A 19089-nucleotide genomic window follows, 5' to 3' on the forward strand; every position below is an offset into this window, starting at 1 on the left:
TTTACCTCTCCGACAGCCAAAGAATATAGTCCACGCTCGTGCCGTCCTCGGGCCAGGCCGCTCCGGCGGGCGGGCTCTGGCGCACCACCCGGCTGCCCGAACCCTTGAGTTCCGGTACCACGCCCGCGCGGGCGAACAGCTCCACCGCGTTGCGCACGGATTTGCCCATGACGTCGGGCACCCGGCTGCCCGCCTTGGCCAGATGGCCGGGCAGTTGCATGACCGGCGCGCGTTGCGGGGCATCGGCGGTTTTAACCAGATAGGGCACGTCCAGGCCCGCCAGCTTGAGCCCGCGCTGACGCCCGGCCGCCGGACCGGCGTTCGATCCGCCCGCGGCCTCAGCCACCTTGGTTTCGGAAAGAATGCCGGTATAGGTCAGGGCACGGCCCGCGATTTCCTTGAACACGGGCGCGGCCACCACGCCGCCGAACTGGTTGCGCGAAGGTTCGTCCACCATGACCAAAATCAGATAGCGAGGCCTGTCCGCCGGTAAAAAGCCCACAAAGGAGGCCAGCCGTTTGTTGCCGTAGGTGCCCGCGCGATGGTCGGCCTTCTGGGCCGTGCCGGTTTTTCCGGCCACTTCCACGCCCGCGATGCGCGCGCGTTTGCCCGTGCCGTCGCTCTCCTCCACCACGTCGCGCATCATGTCCATGACTTCACGTGTGGTTTTCTCGCTGAAAATGCGCTCGTGCGGCTCTTCCACACTGCCCTCTTCCCGGATCAGGCGCAGGGGTTTGTAGACGCCGTGGTTCAGCAGGGTCAGATACCCCTGCGCCATTTGCAGACCCGTGACAGAAATGCTCTGCCCGAAGGCGGTGGACATCAGGTCCACTTCGCTCCAGTCGCGGGGGATGCGCAAAATGCCCCGGCTTTCGGAGACGGGCACGCTGGTCCTCTCGCCGAAACCGAGCGCGTGCAGGTATTTGTGGAACAGAGGCGCGCCCAGCGTCAGGCCGATCTTGGCCATGCCGATATTGGAGGAATAGCGCAGCACCTTGCTGGCGGGCAGCATTCCCTGATTGGACGTGTCGCGGATGGTGAAATTTTTGCTGACCCACTTGCCGCGTTCGCAGTCAATGAGCGTATTGGGCGTGACCTTGCGCTCCTGCAGGGCGGCGGCCATCACAAAGGGCTTGAAGGTGGAGCCGGGTTCCAGCGCGTCGGCGGCCAGGCGGTTGCGGTAGATCAGCGGCGAGGACTCCCGATAGGTGTTGGGATTGAAGAAGGGGTACTGCGCCCAGGCCAGAATGTCGCCCGTCGGCACGTCCACGACCAGCGCTCCGCTCCAGCGGGCGTCGTAATCGCGGGCGGCGCGGGCCACGGCCTCTTCGGCGATGAACTGCATCTGCACGTCGATGGTCAGGGTCAGATCCTGGCCGCGCGGCTCTGTCTGGCCTTCCTCATGCAGGTAAAAGCGGCGGCCCATGGCGTCGCGCTGCACGATCTGGCGGGTGGGGATGCAGCCCAGCCGGGCCTCCAGAGAGCGCTCAATGCCCTCCAGGCCTTTGTCGTCAAGGCCCACAAAGCCCAGCAACTGCCCGGCCATGTGCTTGAAAGGATAGACCCTGTCATATTCCTTGGACAGGCCGATGCCGGCAAGGTTGGCCTTGCGCACGGCCTCGGCGGTGTAGTCGTCCACCTTGCGCTTGAGCCAGACGAAACGGCGTTTGGTCTTGGAAAGCTCATCATAGAGCTTCTGGGGCTCCATGCCGAGAATCGGCCCCAACGTGTTGGCCATGACCAGAAAATCTTCCACGTCCTGCGGCTTGGCGTAAACCGAACGGGCCTCGACGCTACGGGCCAGCACCTGGCCGTTGCGGTCGTAGATCATGCCCCGGCGGCCGGTGACCAATTCGGAAGCCATGTGCTGGCGGCGGGCGCGGTCGGCCAGGCGCGGGCCTTCCACCATCTGCAGATACCAGGCCCGTCCCCAGAGCCCTACCCAGAGCAGACAAAAAATGCAGACCACCACGTTGATGCGCAAACGCCCCCAGTCCACCTTGTCCAGCCAGGCTGTACGGGTGCTCGGACTCTTTCCGGCCCTGGGGTTGCGGGTAACGCGCGAGATCTTCTCGCGCCGGGGCGTATAGCCCGGCCGGTTGCGTTTGCGTGACGTGAACTTGAACATGACTTCCCCAAATGACACAAGCCGTGAGACAGGACAGGGCAACGACAGAAATCGACATCATATCCGCTTTGAAAGCGGGCCCGCTTTCAAAGCCAAAACGCTGTTAATGAATCTCCATGCGCCTCACCTGCCCCGGCTTGGGCTCGCGCATGCCGAATTCCTCGGCCCGGCGACGCAGCTCGTAGGGGGAAAGCAGGCGTTCTCGCTCCACTTCCAGCTTGGCGCGCAGGGCACGGCGTTCGCGCAGCTCGTTCTGCGCGATATTGATAAAATATGTGGTGTCCATGCGCTCAATATTGCTCCAGACCAGCACGAGACCCATGACCATGCAGGCCAGCAGCCCCAGGGCCAGCGCCAGAAGCCAGCCCCGGCCGCCCCGCTGCTGATTGCCAGTGGCGTTATTTTTCAGCATCAGGCCGAGGCCTCGGCGATTTTTTCCACAGCGCGCAGCTTTGCGCTGCCGGCGCGCGGGTTGACGGCCAGTTCGTCCGGCCCGGCCTGCACCGGTTTTTTGTGCAGGATGCGCACTTCCGGCTGATGCCGGCAGACGCAGACCGGCACGTGCCGGGGGCAACGGCAGCCCTCGGCCCAGCGGCGCATGGCCTGCTTGACCATGCGGTCTTCCAGGGAATGAAAGGTGATCACCGCCAGACGTCCGCCCACGGGCAGCCAGGCTAGAATCTCATCCAGAAAACGCCGCAGTTCGCCCAGCTCATCATTGACGGCCATGCGCAGAGCCTGGAAAGTACGGGTGGCCGGATGCCGACGGGCCTTGGCCCGCCACGCGGGCGGATAGGCTTTTTCCACCAGGGCGGCCAGTTCCGCCGTGCTGTCGATGGGCGCTTTCTGCCTGGCTTCCACAATGACCCGGGCGATGCGCCCGGCCTGCGGCTCCTCGCCCAGGGTGGCGATACATTCCTTGAGCCGGGCGAAACTCTCGCGGTTGACCCAGTGCCAGGCCGACAGTTCGCCGGAATGCTGATCCATGCGCATGTCCAGCGGCCCGTCGCCGTAAAAACTGAAACCGCGCCCGTTTTCGTCCAGTTGGAGGGAAGACACACCGATGTCCAGCAGCGCGCCATCCACCTTGTCCCACTGAAGTTCTTTCAGAGCCTCGGCGAACCGACTGTAACGGCAGTGGAAAAAATGCGCCCGCCCGTCAAAAGGGGCCAGCCGTTCGCGGGCCAGGGCCAGGGCCTGCTCGTCCCGGTCCAGGCCGCAGAGCTCACTGCCCGGCGCGGCGGACAGCACGGCGGCGGCATGCCCGCCCAGTCCCAGCGTGCCGTCCAGATAACGGCCGCCCGCGCGGGGGGCCAGAGCCTCCAGCGTTTCGGCGGGGAGCACCGGCACATGGCGCGCCGGCGCGTGTTCTTCCGTATCCTGCATCACATGCGCCATTATTCCGCCCTCGCGGCTCACAAAGAAATATCCACGCCGCTGGCCGCCAGCTCTTCGGACACATCCTCAAGTTGCAGCGCGTCAAAGCGCTTCTGATCCCAGATCTCAAACTTGTTGAGCATGCCCACCAGCATGACGTCCTTCTGCAACCCGGCTTCGCGCATAAGAGCCTGCGGAATGCGTATCCGGCCCTGCGGGTCCGGGGTCAGTTCCTGCGCCAGGCCCATGACCTTGGTTTTGAAGTGGGACAGTTTGGGCGAAGGGATGCGGATGCGGCTCAACTGCTCGGTGACGGCATCCCAGTCGGCGGGCAGGTAGGCCACCAAGCGGCCGTAAAAGGCGGTCAGCCAGAACGTGCCCGTGCTTTCGCCGTCTTCACCGTCCGCCGAACCCGCACAAAGCGCCTCACGGTATTCCGGAGGCAGCATCAACCGGCCCTTGGGGTCCAGGCTGCGGGAGAGACTTTTGGTGAAAAGCTTTTGCACGATTTACCACTTTCTTACGTAGTTTTACCACTTTTTCCCACTTATGCCCCAAGGCCATGGGGGTGTCAAGCAAGGCCGCTCTCAAATGACCCTTGCCCGGCGCGCCGGAAGCGCGAAAAAACGCCGTGCGGGCGGAGAAAGCGCTGGCCTGACCGTGCGCCCTTGACAATAGCCCGGAAAACCCGGATGATTTCCTGAAAAAATGCGCTTTGGGCGCTGTTGCGCCCTTTTTTCGAAAGCCATTGCCGGGATGCCCGGGAAGGAACACCATGAGAACAAAAATCGTCGCCACCATTGGTCCGGCTTCCAACAGCAAAGAAAAACTCAAAGCGCTGGCCGAGGCCGGCGTCAGCGTGTTCCGGCTCAATTTTTCCCACGGCGGCGCTTCCGACTTCGTCAACATCATCAAATACATCCGCGAGGTCGAAGAGGAACTGGGACGGCCCATCACCATCATGCAGGACCTTTCCGGGCCCAAGATCCGTCTGGGCGTGGTGCCGGAAAACACCATTCAGGTCAGCAAGGGCATGCGGCTTTTGCTGGGCCCCAGCGCCCGGCGCGTGGCCGAGCTGCCCTATCTGCCCTTTGACCACGACGTCATTCTGGAAAGCCTGGAGCCGGGCGACCGCATGGTGCTGGCCGACGGCGGCCTGCAATTCATTGTGCGGGAGCGCCGCTCCGACGGTCTGGTGTTGCTGGAGGCCGACAACGCGGGTCTGGTGACCTCGCGCAAGGGTCTGGCCCTGCCCGGCAAGGCCACCAAGGTGCGCGCCCTCACCGGGAAGGACAAAAAAGATCTGGCCGACGGCCTGCAATTGGGCGTGGACGCGGTGGCCATCTCCTACGTGCAGACCGCCGACGACGTGCGCGAGGCCAAGGCGCTCATCGCGGCCGCCGGACGCCATGTGCCCGTGGTGGTCAAGCTGGAGCGCCAGAGCGCGGTGGACAATCTGGCCGAAATCCTTCAGGAGACGGACATTGTTATGGTGGCTCGCGGCGACCTGGGCGTGGAGTGCCCCCTGCCCCAGCTGCCCGCCCTGCAAAAGCGGATCATCAGCGCCTGCAACAAGGCCTCCAAGCCGGTCATCGTGGCTACCCAGATGCTGCTTTCCATGGTCAACAGCCCCGCGCCCACCCGCGCCGAGACCACGGACGTGGCCAACGCCGTACTGGATGGGGCCGACTGCGTGATGCTCTCCGAAGAAACGGCCATGGGCAACTTTCCGGTGGAAACCGTGCGCTATATGCGCAAAATCACCAACGAGGCCGAAAAGCTGCTGCTGAACCACCGGAAACTGGAAGAGCCGGACGGCGACAAGGGCATTCCCGAATTTCTGGCCTTCTCGGCCTGTCTGCTGGCCGACAAGGCCCACGCCCAAGCCATTGTCTCGCACAGTCTTTCCGGCGGTTCGGCCCGTCAGGTTTCCGCCCGCCGCCCGCCGCAGCGTATTTACGCCCTGACGCCGGATCCGGTGACCATCAAGGCCCTCAATTTCGTCTGGGGGATTACTCCTGTGTTTGTGGACAAGCCGGAAGCGGAGCCCAGCCACCTCATCCGGGCCGAGGAGTTCATCCACGGCAGCCCGGACTTCAAGGCCAATGACTGCGCTGTCATCACCGCCGGCCAGCTCAAGGGTTCCTCGGCCACGCCGCGCGGCACCAATCTCGTCAAGATCTACTGGAAGTGACCATGGTTGACCAAAACCGGCAAGCCCGCGAGGTTCCTCAAAACATCAATGAGGAATACTATCAGATCAGCACCGAGATTCTGGCGAGCTTTCCCAAGTACCGACCGCCGGTGGACCTGTTCAGCTTCCGTGAAGATATCAAGGTCCTGGCCCCTTACTGCAAGAAGGGCGTGCGCCTGAGCAACGAACAGGTGGAGGAAGTGGCCCGGCTTTGCGCCGAGGGCGATCTTTTCGTGTCGCGTTCGGATCACCCCATTTACTCCCGCCACATCGTCAAGCAGCTTGACCTTGTGCTCCAGGACAACAACCTCAAGGAATCCGAAATCGCGGATATCTGCATCCGCGCGCTGGTCATGCGCTTTACGGATTTCAACGGCCAGCCGGTCAAGGCGGTGTTCGAGCCGCTTTACCGCGACGTCATGGTGGTCACCGAGTACATCTGGCAGGACAAGCATCACATCAACGCCTTCGTGCGCCGCCTTTTTCGCCGCCACGATCCCGCCCGCCACGCCATCAACACCATGACCGTAGGCCTCTGGCTCTGGCTGCAGCTCGTTTCGGACTTTCGCCGCAAGGATCTGGACCGCATGGCTCTGGCCCTGCTGCTGCACGACGTGGGCATGAGCAAGGTGCCCACCTTCCTGCTCAACAAACAGGGCCCCCTGAAAGCGGAAGAGAGGGAAAAAGTGCTCCTGCACCCCTTGGTGGGCGTAAAGTTGATGCAGAAAATGGACATGGCCTTTGAGGAATTGCTGCGGGCCTGTTTTGAGCACCATGAGCGCATGGACGGCTCCGGTTATCCGCAAAAGATAAAAGGCCCGCAAATCAGCCGTGTGGGCAGGATTACGGCCATTGCCGACTCCTTCTCGGCCATGATCTGCGAAAAGCCGTACGGACAGGCCAAGGATCCGGTGGAGGCCGTGAAGGAACTGGCGGCCGACCCGCAGCACTATGATCCGGAGATGACCAAACTGCTCATGTCGGTCTTTGCCACCGAAGGCTTCGGCCGTTTCGTGGACATGGACAAAAGCCTGGACGAACCCTTGTAGAACGGGACACGGCAACAAGCCCTGATTGCGGGTAAACGCGGGCCAATGGGCAAACCAATGCCGGACAGGATACGACGCCGTACTCTGCCGGCAGACAGCAAACTCAAAAACAGATATTGTGGGATGCCTGCCTGACGGCGGGCATCCTTGTTTTTTGAACCCGCGCATCCCGGTGTTCGGCTTGCCTTCCCTCCCCCCATATAACAATCACAGCAGGCGGACGACGCATTCCAGGAGGGCTGATGGATCTTATGGAACTGACATTGTGGGATGCCTCTCGCGCCAATGCCGACGCCTACGGAGCGAAAATCCCTTGGGATGAGCCGGACTTCAGCCGCAGGATGCTCGAAAATCACCTGAACCAGGAACACGATTGGGCCAGCAGACGCGGCTCGATCATTGCCTCGCACGTGGCCTGGATTGCTGCACAGTTATCCCAGCCTTCCCGGATACTGGATATGGGTTGCGGTCCGGGTCTGTACACGCAGGCCCTGGCTGAGCGGAAACATCACTGCGTCGGCGTGGACTTTTCGCCCGCCTCCATAGACTACGCCCGGCAACAGGGCGCGCGCTGCGATCCTAAGCCGGAATATATTCTTGAGGATATCCGCAACTACAGAAGCAATCAAAAATTTGACTGCATCATCATGACCTTTGGTGAATTCAATACCTTCATCAGACAGGACGCCGCCATCATACTTGAAAATTGCGCCCATATGCTGCGTGAGAACGGTCTGTTGATCATGGAAACCCATACTTATGACGCGGTCCGCGCCATAGGCGAAGCCCCGGCCACTTGGCTGCGCTACGCGACGGGCCTTTTTTCCGCCAAACCGCATCTCTGCCTGCGGGAGAACAGCTGGAACGATGCCGATGCGAGCGCGCTGTCGCGCTATTTCATCATTGACGCGGCCAGCGCGGCGGTACGGCAATACGCCTCTTTCATGCAGGCCTATCATTTTGAAACCTATGTGGAAATGCTCTCTGCGGCGGCCCTGCCCCTGCAGCGAATTCTCAGCGAAAAAGTCTGGAGTTGCGGGCAGGATTTCTGTAACAAACTGCAAACATTCCTCTGCCGGAAAATATAACCCTGCGCGACAGCAGCAAAGGAAGCCGCTGATGATCGAAACACAATCCTGGCTGGCCGAGGCGTTGCTCCGCCTGAAAGAGGCCTTCGGCCCACGCCTTGCATATCTGGGCCTGCAAGGCAGTTACCGCCGGGGAGAAGCCACCGAGGCCAGCGACATTGATCTCGTCGTTCTTCTGGACACGGTCGAACTGGCTGATCTTGACGTCTACCGGAGCATTGTTCACGCCTTGCCCGAAGGACACAAGGCCTGCGGCTTTATCAGCGGCACCGAAGAGTTCTTTCATTGGCCCCGGCATGAGCTCTTTCCCTTCAAAATGGATACCAAGGACTGTTACGGCCTGCTGGACGACTTCCTTCCGCCCGTAAGCAGGAAAGATGTGCGGGAGGGAGCCGGAATCGGCGCAGCCGCCCTGTTGCATCTGCTCACGCACAGTTATCTGTACGCCGGAGCCGGGGACAGACCCGCCATTCTGAAAGGCGCCTGCAAATCCGCCTTCTTCGTCATGCAGGTTGTGCATTATCTGACATCCGGCGTCTATTGCACGAGCAAAAAAGAACTGCTTAGCCGCCTGGAGGGTCCGGAAAAAGAAATCATCGTCGCTGGACTGGATTTTCCCGCCTGGCTGGCCGCTCATACGGAACAGGAAGCGTTCGGCATGCTCCGCGATTGGTGCCGCAGGGTTATGATTCAAATCAGCGCATAGATTGCGGGGCGGCGGAGATGGTGTCATCTCCGCCGCCCCGCAATCCCAATCGGAAACGGATTCACCGTGCAATGTTCTAAAGAAACAACTCCGGCTCCCGGCGCGCCAGACACTTGCTCTCCAGCATTTCACGAATCTTTGCCGTCCCCGGATCATCAAAAAATTTGGCGTCTTCCGGGCAGAATTTGACGCAGGCGCGGCAGCGGATGCAGCCCGCAGCCACCACAGCGGGATCATCCTTGCTGATAACGCCCATGGGACAGCCCGCCACGCAGATCATGCACTGGGTACAGGCATCCGTGGTCTTGGGTCGGACATCGGCCGCAGGGCCGCGTTCCTTGTAAGGCCGCTTGCCTTTGACGGATACTGGCGCTGGATTGCCCGCCGCGATTTTGGCGGCCGCGCGCTTGGCGAAATCCGTCAGCACGCGCGTGTCTTCGGCATCGGGTCGGCCCGCGCCCACGGTGGGGGCCACGGAATGTTCGGCGATGAAAGCCCCGGCCGCCGCCACAGTAAAGCCCCGGCGCGTAAGCAGGTCGGCGGCTTCCAGCAGGGCGTCGTCATAGTCCCGGTTGCCGTAGACAGCCGCGATAACCGCTGTCGCGCCATTGCCCCGCAAGCGGGACAACGGGGCCTCCAGGACCTGCGGCACGCGTCCCCCATACACCGGAAAGGCAAAAACCAGAACATCATCGGGGCCGCAGTCCAGACTCTTTTCCCGGTCAAGCGGGAACGTCAGATCCCGGCTTTCCTGAGACTTACCCAGCGCGGCGGTCAGGCTCTCGCCCAAAACCAGCGCAATTTTCCGACTGCTGTGGGTAGGGCTGAAAAAAAGAGTGCGTAGGGTTCCGTTCATACTGCCTCCTGCAACCGCGTGACGTTACGGCACGTTCAGAAATTTTTTGCGCAAAACGCATACGGGCCGGAAAATCCGGCCCGCTGCTCAATTTTTACCGGGCACACGTCACACGGCGTCGCCCGAAACCATGGCTGCGAAGCTTACCAGCGGTAATTCTTGTCCTGCTGGTGGCCCACAATACCACCGGCCAAAGCGCCCACACCGGCGCCGGCCAAAGCGCCCCAACCGGCTGCGCCGCCGGAGATGGCCGCAATGCCCGCGCCGCCCAGCGCGCCCAAGGCCGCGCCGCTGGCAACGCCCTGCTGGGTGCGGCTCATATTGGTGCAGCCGATGCCGGTGGCGAACATCATGGCCATCAGGCCCACAATCAAAACTTTTTTCATATTTTTTTCTCCTGATAAAAGGCTGACGCGCACGGTCAGCGTACAGGCGCTACTTCGCGGCGGCAAGACGCGGCGCGATAAGTTCATACCAGATAACGCTCAACACCGGCCGGTCAAGGCTCTTGGGATTGGCCGCGTACCACTCGTCCACCATCTTGATGATCTCGGCGCGCTTGACGTCCTTGAAGGCCTTCATCCAGCCCTTTTCAAAGGGCGACAGCGTGTACACCGGGCGTTTGCCAGCTTTGGCGGCCTTTTCCGCCACCTTGGCATTGACGAAATATTCCACGGTGATGGCCGACTCCACGCCGAACAGGAAAGCGGCTTTATTGGATTCGGTGGTTTTTTCCCATACGGCGCCGGTGAACTGGTCCACCGGATTGCCCATGCCCGCGGCATCGCTGCTTTCCGCCGCCTGCGCATTGACGCAGGCCAAGGCGAGAACCAGAGCCAGACCAAGGCTCAGAATCGATTTCTTCACGCGAAGCTCCTTTTATGTTGTGGTCATGGCGGCCGATGCCGCCGTCGCTCCCTGGCCGCTCGCGACAGTCGGGGAGCGCCCCGCTCTTTCAACTCAGAGCAGATTAACTTTAAGAATGTACATCCTTAAAGTTTGAAGACGCCCACTTTGACGCTTACCTGCGCAAATAAATTGCGCTTACGCCTTTGTGGCGGGCGGCTGCTTTCGCAACCGCCAGAGCCATTTCAAATAAAATTGCTCTAGGCTTAGTGTATCCTCAACAGCCGGGCCATATCAAGCATTTTCCAAAGACGGACGGTTCAGGCCCCCACGGCCTTGCCGATCATCTCCCGGAAGCGGCTGAAAAGATAATTGCCGTCGCGCGGGCCCGCCGCAGCCTCGGGGTGGTATTGCAGGCTCATGACCGGCAGCGTTTTGTGACGCAGGCCCTCCAGAGTGTGATCGTTGAGATTGACGTGGGTGGCCTCCACATCGGCCACGCCGTCCAGCACCACATGGAAGCCGTGGTTCTGCGAGGAAATCTCAATGCGCCCGGTGGTCAGATCCTTGACCGGATGGTTGCAGCCGTGATGCCCGAACTTGAGTTTGTCCGTGCTGCCGCCCAGGGCATGGCCGATAAGCTGATGGCCGAGGCAGATGCCCGTGACCGGGAAAATCTTGATCAGATCCCGCACCACGGCGATTTCCCCGGTCAGCGTGGCCGGGTCGCCGGGGCCGTTGGAGAGAAAAACCCCTTGCGCGCCGCTGGCCTTGGCCGCCTGCGCGCTGAAAGCGGGCGGCACGGCCAGGGGTTCGAAGCCCGCCGCGCACAGATGCCGCAGGATATTCCACTTGATGCCGAAGTCATAGACCAGCAGGGGCAGGCCCGTCCCTCGCCAGGCGTACGCGCCATCAGGGCTGAAGACGGCCTTCTGCGGGGCGTTGTCGTACCAGGCGTAAGGTTCTTTGGCGGCCACAAAGGGCACCAGATTCCGACCCTTCATGGTGGGCAGAGCCAGGGCCTTTTCCCGCAGCGCGCGCGGATCCGTCTCACGGGTGGAAATGATCCCGCGCATGGCCCCGTTGATGCGCAGGTGGCGGGTCAGCGCGCGGGTGTCCAGCCCTTCCATGCCCGGTTTTTCATGGCGCTTCAGAAAAGCGGGCAAGGACATGGTGGCCCGCCAGTTGGAGGGCTTTTTGCAGCACTCCTTGACCAGCAGGGCGTCGGCATGTATCGCGGCGGATTCCATGTCCTCTCGCGAAATGCCGTAATTGCCGATGAGCGGATAGGTCATGCAGACCATCTGCCCGTAATAGGAGGGATCGGTGAGCACTTCCTGATAGCCGGTCATGCCCGTGGTAAAAATCACCTCTCCGCCGGTTTCGAAGTCGCCGGTAAAGGATTTGCCTTCCAGCGTGAACCCGTCTTCCAGCACCAGCAATGCTTTCATAACTTACCCCCGCGCTTCCCGCGCGTAGTATTCCTGCAGGCTTTCCACATGGGTTTCGTCCCGCCGCGAACCGATGGCCGTGGCCGTGGCCCGGGCCGCCGCGATCGTGGTGCAGTACGGAACCTTGTAAGTCAGGGACGCGCGGCGGATAGCCTTGGAATCCCTGGCGGTGTTCTTGCCCGAAGCGGTGTTGATGACCAGGGCCACCTCATGATTGATGAGCAGGTCCACGATATTGGGCCGCCCTTCATAGACCTTGCGCACTTCCTCCACCTCGAGGCCGTGCTTGCGCAGCACGGCGGCGGTGCCCTGCGTGGCCAACAGCTGGAAGCCCAGCCTGGAGAACATGGCCGCCACTTCGGGCAGGTAAGGCTTGTCGCGGTCATTGACCGAAAGAAAAATCTTGCCGCCCTGCGGGAGTACCTGCCCCGCGCCCAGCTGGCTCTTGAGAAAAGCCTCGCCGAAGTTGGAGCCCATGCCCATGACTTCGCCGGTGGAGTGCATTTCCGGTCCAAGGATGATGTCCACGCCGGGGAAACGCTGGAAGGGCATGACCGCTTCCTTCACGCAGGTGAAGCCGCCCTTGCGCATGCTCCAGGGGTCCAGTTCGTCCAGGGTCTTGCCCAGCATGACCTGAGTGGCCAGGTACGGCAGGGGCACGCCCGTGGCCTTGGAGACAAAGGGCGCGGTGCGGGAGGCGCGCGGGTTGACTTCCAGAATGTAGAGATCGTCACCCTTGATGGCGAACTGGATGTTCATCAGGCCCACCACCTTGAGCTCGCGGGCCAGGGCTTCGGCCTGGGCCGCGATGAGGGCCACGTGGTCGTAGGAGAGCGAGAAGGACGGCAGCACGCAGGCCGAGTCACCGGAATGAATGCCCGCCTCCTCGATATGTTCCATGATCCCGGCCACGTAGACTTCCTGACCGTCGGAAAGGGCGTCCACATCCACTTCCACGGCGTGTTCCAGAAATTTGTCGATGAGGATGGGATGCTCCGGTTTTTCCGGCACCTGCTCGCGGAAGTACTCGGTCAGTTCCTCGGCGTCATAGACCACGGCCATGGCCCGGCCGCCCAGCACGTAGCTGGGCCGCACCACCACGGGATAGGTGATGCGCTCGGCCGCCTCCAGCGCCTGCTCCAGATCCATGGCCGTGCCGTTGGGCGGCTGCAACAGGCCCAGTTTCTGGATCAGGGCCTGGAAGCGCTCGCGGTCCTCGGCGCGGTCGATGGCGTCCGGCGAAGTGCCCAGAATGGGCACGCCCGCGCGCATCAGAGGCACGGCCAGATTCAGCGGAGTCTGCCCACCAAACTGGACGATGACGCCCTCGGGCTTTTCCTTCTCCACGATGTTCATGACGTCCTCAAAGGTCAGCGGCTCGAAGTAGAGTCGGTCCGAGGTGTCATAGTCCGTGGACACGGTTTCCGGATTGGAGTTGGCCATGATGGCCATGATCCCGGCGTCGCGCAGGGCGAAGGAAGCGTGACAGCAGCAGTAGTCGAACTCGATGCCCTGGCCGATGCGGTTGGGACCGCCGCCCAGGATGAGCACCTTGCGGCAGTCCTTGACCGCCAGCTCGTCGCCGCTTTCATAGGTGGAGTAGAAATAGGGGGTGTAGGCTTCGAACTCCGCCGCGCAGGTGTCCACCAGATAGTAGGTGGGCACGATGCCCATTTCCTTGCGCAGGCGGCGGATGTCGCCCTCGGGCCGCTTCCACATTTCGGAAAGCTGCCGGTCGGAGAAGCCGTATTCCTTGGCTTCGCGCAGCACGACGGCCAGAGCTGGATTGGCCGGGGTCATGTCGTTGGCCATGCCGAAATCGCGGATGCGGGTCTCCATGTCCACGATGTCCTTGACCTGGCGGATGAACCAGGGATCAATAGCCGAGGCGGCGAAGATGTCCTCTTCGCTGATGCCGGCCACCAGGGCCTGGCGCAGGGTGAAGACGCGGTGCGAATTGGGCCGGTGCAGGGCCTCCAGAATGGCCTCGCGCGAAGGCAGTTCGGCGCGGAAGTTGTAGCCCAGGCCCGGCGCGCCGATTTCCATGGAGCGCAGACCCTTTTGCAGGGCCTCCTTGAAGGTGCGGCCGATGCTCATGGCCTCGCCCACGCTCTTCATGGAGGTGGTCAGCTCGTCCTTGGCGCCGGGGAATTTCTCAAAGGTGAAGCGCGGAATTTTGACCACGCAGTAGTCAATGGCCGGTTCAAAGCTGGCCACGGTCTCGCGGGTGATGTCGTTGCGCAGTTCATCCAGCGTGTAGCCCACGGCCAGCTTGGCGGCGATCTTGGCGATGGGGAAGCCCGTGGCTTTGGAGGCCAGGGCCGAGGAGCGCGACACGCGCGGGTTCATCTCAATGACCACGACCTCGCCGTTTTCCGGATTGACGCCGAACTGCACGTTGCTGCCGCCGGTTTCCACGCCGATCTCGCGCATGATGGCGATGGAGGCGTCGCGGATCTGCTGGTATTCCACATCCGACAGGGTCTGGACCGGGGCCACGGTAATGGAGTCGCCGGTGTGCACGCCCATGGGATCGAAATTTTCGATGGAGCAGATGATCACGCAATTGTCTTTCGTGTCGCGCATGACCTCCATCTCGATTTCTTTCCAGCCCAGCACGCTCTGCTCGATCATCACCTCGGAGGTAGGGCTGGCGGAAAGGCCGCGCGCGGCCACTTCCTCCAGATCCGCCAGATTGTAGGCCACGCCCCCGCCCGTGCCGCCCAGGGTGAAGGCCGGGCGCACGATGAGCGGGAAAGGCAGCACGTTGCCCAAGCGGCGCACGTCGTCCATATTGCGGGCGATGCCGCTGGCGGGCATTTTCAGGCCGATGTTTTCCATGGCCTCGCGGAACAGTTCGCGGCTTTCGGCCTTTTCAATGACTTCGGCCCGCGCGCCGATGAGTTCCACCCCGCATTCCGCCAAAACGCCGCTCTTGGCAAGTCCAAGAGCGGCGTTCAATGCCGTCTGGCCGCCCAGCGTAGGCAACAGGGCGTCGGGACGTTCCTTGCGGATGATGGCCGCCAAGGTGTCCTGTTCGATGGGCTCCACATAGGTGGCGTCGGCCATCTGCGGATCGGTCATGATCGTGGCCGGGTTGGAGTTGACCAGCACCACCTCATAGCCCTCTTCCTTAAGGGCCTTGACGGCCTGGGAGCCGGAGTAATCGAACTCGCAACCCTGGCCGATGATGATGGGGCCCGCGCCGATAACCAGAATCTTGTGTAAATCCGTACGCTTGGGCATGGGGTATTCCTGCGGATTTTTGGAGAATCAAAAATAATAACGAGCACTGCCGCACCGTGTAGCTCAAAACGATTATTTATACGTTATATCGAGTCTGTAAGTCAAGATTTTTCCTGAACCTGATGCAGCGCCAGAACTATCCGCCGCGCCGCTTCCGCCAGGTCCTCCCCGGCATGGTCGGCGCGCACGGTGGCCCGCAGCCGGGCAGCCCCCCGGGGCACCGAAGGATAGCGGATGGCCGAAAGATACAAACCCGCGTCAAACAGCTCGCGCGCCGCGTCCACAGCCTTTTTCTCATCTCCGACGATCAGGGGCACGATAGCGCTTGCCGAGCGCGCCGCCACGCCCCCTTCCCGCAGGCGGGCGCAGAAAAAGGCCGTATTTTCCCGCAGACGGCGCACGCGTTCCGGTTCGCGACAAAGGATGTCCAGCGCCTCAAGGGCGGCGGCCACCGGCGCGGCCGACAAAGCGGTGGAAAAAATAAAGCTGCGCGCGCTGTTTTTCAGATATTCAATAAGCCGCGCGTTACCGCAGACAAAACCGCCCTCGCTCCCCAGAGCCTTGCTCAGGGTGCCCACCGTAACGTCCGGCGCGGCGGCCAGGCCGAAATGCTCCGCCGCGCCGCGTCCCGTGGCCCCCAGAACGCCGGTGGCGTGCGCCTCGTCTATCATGGAAAGAAAACCGTAGCGGTCGGCGATGCGCAGCAGCTCCGGCAGGGGAACCAGATCCCCGTCCATGCTGAACACCGCGTCTCTGACGATCAGACCCCGGCGGCCCGCATGAAGGCGGGCTCTGGCCTCCAGATCTTCCATGTCGTTATGGCGGTAGACGACGATCTCGGCCCGGCTCTGGCGGCAGCCGTCAATGATGCTGGCATGGTTCAGCTCGTCGCTGAAAATCACGTCGCCCTTGCCGCAAAGAGTCGTGATGACGCCCACGTTGGCCATGTAGCCGGTGTTGAAGAGCAGCGCGGCCTCCGCATGCTTGAAGGGCGCCAGCCGCCGCTCCAGTTCGTCGTGCAGTTCCAGAGCGCCCGTGGTCAGGCGGGAGCCCCCGCTGCCCGCGCCGTACGCGGCGAGAGCCTCGGCGGCGCGGGCCTTGACCCGCGCGTCATCGGCCAGGCCAAGATAGTCGTTGGAGGCCAGCAGCAGCACATCCCGGCCTTCGCAGCGCACGCGCGGCCCCGGAGCCGATCCCATCGCCCGGATGTTGCGGCGCAGGCCGCCCGCGCTCAGGCGCTCCAGACCTTCGTCCAGAAAGGCCCATTTGTCCGGGCCGGCGGGCGCGGAGGACGCGTTGGGCGCGCCGAATCCGGGCGCGGCCGGAATGTTCTCCACCAGCACAGGACGGCGCTCAATGAAATCCAGAGTAGCGGCCAGTTCCGCCCTGGGTCCCCGGTACAGAAAAATGCGTCCGCCCTCGAGCGAACCCGGCGTCTTCATCTGGGCAATGCGCACGTAGCCCAGCTCACGCGACGCCACATAGCCCGTCACATAGTCCGGATCGTCCGAAATGCAGATTTCGGCCAGGATGTTGGGGGCGTGGGCCACCTTGGAGGCCAGCACCATGGCCTCCTGATAATGGTTTTTCCCCGCAGCGTCCGCCGCCGCAACCTCTGCCCCGTCCATGCAGGTGGCGCGGACGCCGCGCCTTTTGTCCGGCTCCAGCCGTTCCAGGCTGTCGGCGTCCAGCAGCATGGCCCCGCGCAGTCCCCCGGCTTCGCGCAGCAGAGCCAGCACGGCTTGCGGATCGGCCACCCCGGCCCGCGCAAGCAGCCCGGCGGCCAGCCGCAGGCCTTCGGCGGGGTCCGCGCAATCCAGCGCGCGCACGGGCAGGGCGGGCAGGCGAAGGCAGGCGGATTCCGGCACGGCCTCTATCTTGATGTTGGTGAAGTCGGGACGGCCCTTGCCGTGGTTCTGGGCGCGACTCACGAGAGCGCTCACCAAACCGGGGACGTCCCCGGCCCTGACAATGCGTTCCGCGCCGGAAATATGCTCTTCCCCGTCCCGCGTCCTCCGGCTGGCGCGCATTTTTACGCTGAACAAATTCATCCGCTGTCCTGTATTCACTGGCATTTCATTTCGCCCGGCATTCCGGCGCGGGCAACCGCAGGATGCCGGATTTGCGCCTTCCGGTCCAGCGGCGCAACGGGAAGCGCGCCGCAAAAAGCCGGGCCGCGTGTACGGTCCGGCTTTATGAAGGCCTTCCCCCGCGCGGGGCGGGAATTAGAATTTAAAACTTGGGAAAGAGCTTGGCGTCCACCGGCTTCAGGCCTTTGAGCAGGGCCTCGCCATTGTCCAGGGAGCTGCCGAGCACCGTGGTCACGGCAAATTCCTTGCCGTTGGAGCCGAACCAGGACATGCCCTTGCCCTGCCCCTGGCTGAACGAACTCACATACAGGCCGTCCTTTTCCACGGGATCGCTGGGCGACATGCCGCCGCTCTTCATATTGGCCACGGTCTGGGTGGCCGCGTCCTTGGCGGACATGGAATTGGCCACCACCGTGACGGTCACGGCGGTGCCGTCCTTGGTATTGACGAACAGGGCCATCAGCGCGCCCTGGGCTTCCTGCACGGGCTGGGGCTGGGTCCAGTCGGCGGGCAGATCAATGCTGAAATATTTGGTCTTCACTTCCACGGCCTGAGCCGGGACGGCCAGGGAAGCAGCCAGCACAACAGCCGCCAACGCCAGGGAAACCCTGCCGAAAAACTGCAACATGATCATCTCCTTAAAAAAAGAAAAAATGTAAATACGCCGCGATATTGCGTCTGAGCCAGAGCTAAACCTATCTTTCCGCTCTGACAAGCAAAAAAAAAACGCAACCGGAAAAACTTTTCCCAACGCGCGCCCCGGCGGCCGGCGGCTTCAGGGCTTGCGCCCCGGCGCATTTTGGGCAATACTAACCCCCCGAATCCACAAGGGGGCTCTACAATGCAGAAGATCAAAAAAGTCGTGCTCGCCTATTCCGGCGGGCTGGATACATCCGTAATTCTCAAATGGCTGATCACCGCCTACCAGTGCGAAGTGATCACCGTCACCGCCGACCTGGGCCAGCCCGAGGATCTTTCTGGCGTGGAGGAAAAAGCGCTGAAAACCGGCGCTTCCAAAGCCTACGTGCTGGATCTGCGCGAGGAAATGGCCCGCGATTTCGTCTTTCCCATGATGCGCGGCGCGGCCCGCTATGAAAACCGTTACATGCTGGGCACCTCCATCGCCCGGCCCTGCATCACCAAAGCCCTCATCGACATTGCCCGCAAGGAAGGCGCCGACGCCATCGCACACGGCGCCACGGGCAAGGGCAACGATCAGGTGCGCTTCGAATTTTCCGCCAAGGCCCTAGCCCCGGAAATCCGGGTCATCGCGCCCTGGCGCGAGTGGGATCTCATGTCCCGCACGGCCCTGACCGCCTTTGCCGAAAAGCATGGCATCTTCATATCCAGCGAGGCCAAGCGCTACAGCATGGACGCCAACATGCTGCACACCTCGTTTGAGGGTAGCGAGTTGGAAAATCCCGGCAACGCGCCGCACGAAACCTGCCACGACCGCTGCGTGCCCGTGGAACAGGCTCCCGACGCGCCTGAAATCGTCGAAGTGGGCTTTGAGGCGGGCAATCCCGTTTCCGTCAACGGCGAAAAAATGTCGCCGTACACCATTATCAGCACCCTGGCCGAACTGGCGGGCAAGCACGGCATCGGACGCGACGACATGGTGGAAAACCGCTATGTGGGCATGAAGTGCCGCGGCGTGTACGAAAATCCGGCGGGCACCCTGCTCTTCGCCCTGCACCGCGACCTGGAAGGCATCTGCATGGACCGCGAGTTGCTGGGCATCCGCGACATGCTGGCCGTGCCCTATTCCCACGCCGTCTACAACGGCTACTGGTTCTCGCCCGAGCGCGAGGCCATGCAGGCCTTTTTCGACAAATCGCAGGAGACGGTCACCGGCACCGCGCGCGCCAAGCTCTACAAGGGCGGCGTCTGGCCCCTGGCCCGCACCTCTCCTTACTCGCTCTTCTCCGAGGATCTGGCCACCTTTGAAGGCGGCGACTACGATCACAAGGACGCGGCGGGCTTCATCCGCCTCAACGGCCTGCGCCTGGGCATGTACGCGGCCATCAAGGACAAGCTCGGAAAATAACCCGCCCGGAT

The 19089-nt window shown here is 62.4% G+C and carries 16 protein-coding genes; 5 read left to right on the forward strand and 11 right to left on the reverse strand.

The window, feature by feature from the left end; translation table 11 throughout:
• Window position 1: 1 nt before the first annotated feature.
• The 4 genes from FYJ44_RS00560 to FYJ44_RS00575 form a co-directional block, all read right to left on the reverse strand.
• Window positions 2-2128, reverse strand: a complete 2127-nt coding sequence (locus FYJ44_RS00560; protein ID WP_154508222.1) for a penicillin-binding transpeptidase domain-containing protein — start codon at window positions 2126-2128, stop codon at window positions 2-4.
• A gap of 103 nt (window positions 2129-2231) precedes the next feature.
• The gene (locus FYJ44_RS00565; RefSeq protein WP_154508223.1) at window positions 2232-2540 is read right to left on the reverse strand and encodes a hypothetical protein; all 309 of its coding nucleotides are present in this window, start codon (window positions 2538-2540) and stop codon (window positions 2232-2234) included.
• Window positions 2540-3526, reverse strand: coding sequence for a 16S rRNA (cytosine(1402)-N(4))-methyltransferase RsmH (gene rsmH / locus FYJ44_RS00570; RefSeq protein WP_154508224.1), 987 nt, complete (start codon window positions 3524-3526; stop codon window positions 2540-2542). Before rsmH ends, FYJ44_RS00565 begins: the two co-directional genes overlap by 1 nt.
• Window positions 3527-3543: 17 nt before the next feature.
• The gene (locus tag FYJ44_RS00575) at window positions 3544-3954 is read right to left on the reverse strand and encodes a division/cell wall cluster transcriptional repressor MraZ (protein WP_154508640.1); all 411 of its coding nucleotides are present in this window, start codon (window positions 3952-3954) and stop codon (window positions 3544-3546) included.
• Between the two features lie 326 nt (window positions 3955-4280).
• Here FYJ44_RS00575 and pyk point away from each other — a divergent pair, with 326 nt between their 5' ends.
• The 4 genes from pyk (at window position 4281) to FYJ44_RS00595 (ending at window position 8542) form a co-directional block, all read left to right on the forward strand.
• On the forward strand, window positions 4281-5699 hold the full coding sequence (gene pyk / locus FYJ44_RS00580) for a pyruvate kinase (RefSeq protein WP_154508225.1): 1419 nt from the start codon (window positions 4281-4283) through the stop codon (window positions 5697-5699).
• Between the two features lie 2 nt (window positions 5700-5701).
• A complete protein-coding gene (locus FYJ44_RS00585) occupies window positions 5702-6748 on the forward strand; it encodes an HD-GYP domain-containing protein (RefSeq protein ID WP_154508226.1) in 1047 nt (348 codons plus the stop codon).
• Window positions 6749-6990: 242 nt separating this feature from the next.
• Window positions 6991-7836: a class I SAM-dependent methyltransferase gene (locus FYJ44_RS00590; protein WP_154508227.1), complete on the forward strand. Its 846-nt coding sequence runs from the start codon at window positions 6991-6993 to the stop codon at window positions 7834-7836.
• Window positions 7837-7867: 31 nt separating this feature from the next.
• Complete coding sequence (locus FYJ44_RS00595; protein ID WP_154508228.1) at window positions 7868-8542, forward strand: nucleotidyltransferase family protein; 675 nt, start codon at window positions 7868-7870, stop codon at window positions 8540-8542.
• Between the two features lie 76 nt (window positions 8543-8618).
• Here FYJ44_RS00595 and FYJ44_RS00600 read toward each other — a convergent pair whose 3' ends face one another.
• The 7 genes from FYJ44_RS00600 to FYJ44_RS00630 form a co-directional block, all read right to left on the reverse strand.
• Entirely contained in the window at window positions 8619-9398 is a 780-nt protein-coding gene (locus FYJ44_RS00600; RefSeq protein WP_154508229.1) for a 4Fe-4S dicluster domain-containing protein, read from the reverse strand.
• Between the two features lie 143 nt (window positions 9399-9541).
• Complete coding sequence (locus tag FYJ44_RS00605) at window positions 9542-9784, reverse strand: YMGG-like glycine zipper-containing protein (protein ID WP_020990587.1); 243 nt, start codon at window positions 9782-9784, stop codon at window positions 9542-9544.
• Window positions 9785-9833: 49 nt separating this feature from the next.
• Window positions 9834-10265, reverse strand: a complete 432-nt coding sequence (locus tag FYJ44_RS00610; protein ID WP_288229990.1) for a hypothetical protein — start codon at window positions 10263-10265, stop codon at window positions 9834-9836.
• 299 nt (window positions 10266-10564) lie between these two features.
• Window positions 10565-11695 carry a glutamine-hydrolyzing carbamoyl-phosphate synthase small subunit gene (carA, locus tag FYJ44_RS00615; protein ID WP_154508230.1) on the reverse strand — a complete coding sequence of 377 codons (1131 nt, stop codon included), beginning with the start codon at window positions 11693-11695 and terminating at the stop codon, window positions 10565-10567.
• 3 nt (window positions 11696-11698) lie between these two features.
• The gene (gene carB, locus FYJ44_RS00620) at window positions 11699-14941 is read right to left on the reverse strand and encodes a carbamoyl-phosphate synthase large subunit (protein ID WP_154508231.1); all 3243 of its coding nucleotides are present in this window, start codon (window positions 14939-14941) and stop codon (window positions 11699-11701) included.
• 101 nt (window positions 14942-15042) lie between these two features.
• Window positions 15043-16992: an 8-amino-7-oxononanoate synthase gene (bioF, locus tag FYJ44_RS00625; protein WP_154508232.1), complete on the reverse strand. Its 1950-nt coding sequence runs from the start codon at window positions 16990-16992 to the stop codon at window positions 15043-15045.
• A 181-nt stretch (window positions 16993-17173) separates the two neighbouring features.
• A complete protein-coding gene (locus FYJ44_RS00630) occupies window positions 17174-17659 on the reverse strand; it encodes a hypothetical protein (RefSeq protein WP_154508233.1) in 486 nt (161 codons plus the stop codon).
• Between the two features lie 213 nt (window positions 17660-17872).
• On the opposite strand from FYJ44_RS00630, the gene FYJ44_RS00635 reads away from it, so the two are divergent.
• Complete coding sequence (locus tag FYJ44_RS00635; RefSeq protein WP_154508234.1) at window positions 17873-19078, forward strand: argininosuccinate synthase; 1206 nt, start codon at window positions 17873-17875, stop codon at window positions 19076-19078.
• The last annotated feature ends 11 nt before the right edge of the window (window positions 19079-19089 follow it).

This window comes from Desulfovibrio porci (assembly GCF_009696265.1).
In the GTDB taxonomy this organism is placed as follows: Bacteria; Desulfobacterota; Desulfovibrionia; order Desulfovibrionales; family Desulfovibrionaceae; genus Desulfovibrio; species Desulfovibrio porci.

Excerpts from the sequence above, each read along its gene's own strand:
- FYJ44_RS00560 (WP_154508222.1), bottom strand. The coding sequence starts at position 2,128 with ATGTTCAAGTTCACGTCACGCAAACGCAACCGGCCGGGCTATACGCCC.
- FYJ44_RS00565 (WP_154508223.1), bottom strand. The coding sequence starts at position 2,540 with ATGCTGAAAAATAACGCCACTGGCAATCAGCAGCGGGGCGGCCGGGGC.
- rsmH (WP_154508224.1), bottom strand. The coding sequence starts at position 3,526 with ATGGCGCATGTGATGCAGGATACGGAAGAACACGCGCCGGCGCGCCAT.
- FYJ44_RS00575 (WP_154508640.1), bottom strand. The coding sequence starts at position 3,954 with ATGCTGCCTCCGGAATACCGTGAGGCGCTTTGTGCGGGTTCGGCGGAC.
- pyk (WP_154508225.1), top strand. The coding sequence starts at position 4,281 with ATGAGAACAAAAATCGTCGCCACCATTGGTCCGGCTTCCAACAGCAAA.
- FYJ44_RS00585 (WP_154508226.1), top strand. The coding sequence starts at position 5,702 with ATGGTTGACCAAAACCGGCAAGCCCGCGAGGTTCCTCAAAACATCAAT.
- FYJ44_RS00590 (WP_154508227.1), top strand. The coding sequence starts at position 6,991 with ATGGATCTTATGGAACTGACATTGTGGGATGCCTCTCGCGCCAATGCC.
- FYJ44_RS00595 (WP_154508228.1), top strand. The coding sequence starts at position 7,868 with ATGATCGAAACACAATCCTGGCTGGCCGAGGCGTTGCTCCGCCTGAAA.
- FYJ44_RS00600 (WP_154508229.1), bottom strand. The coding sequence starts at position 9,398 with ATGAACGGAACCCTACGCACTCTTTTTTTCAGCCCTACCCACAGCAGT.
- FYJ44_RS00605 (WP_020990587.1), bottom strand. The coding sequence starts at position 9,784 with ATGAAAAAAGTTTTGATTGTGGGCCTGATGGCCATGATGTTCGCCACC.
- carA (WP_154508230.1), bottom strand. The coding sequence starts at position 11,695 with ATGAAAGCATTGCTGGTGCTGGAAGACGGGTTCACGCTGGAAGGCAAA.
- carB (WP_154508231.1), bottom strand. The coding sequence starts at position 14,941 with ATGCCCAAGCGTACGGATTTACACAAGATTCTGGTTATCGGCGCGGGC.
- bioF (WP_154508232.1), bottom strand. The coding sequence starts at position 16,992 with ATGAATTTGTTCAGCGTAAAAATGCGCGCCAGCCGGAGGACGCGGGAC.
- FYJ44_RS00630 (WP_154508233.1), bottom strand. The coding sequence starts at position 17,659 with ATGTTGCAGTTTTTCGGCAGGGTTTCCCTGGCGTTGGCGGCTGTTGTG.
- FYJ44_RS00635 (WP_154508234.1), top strand. The coding sequence starts at position 17,873 with ATGCAGAAGATCAAAAAAGTCGTGCTCGCCTATTCCGGCGGGCTGGAT.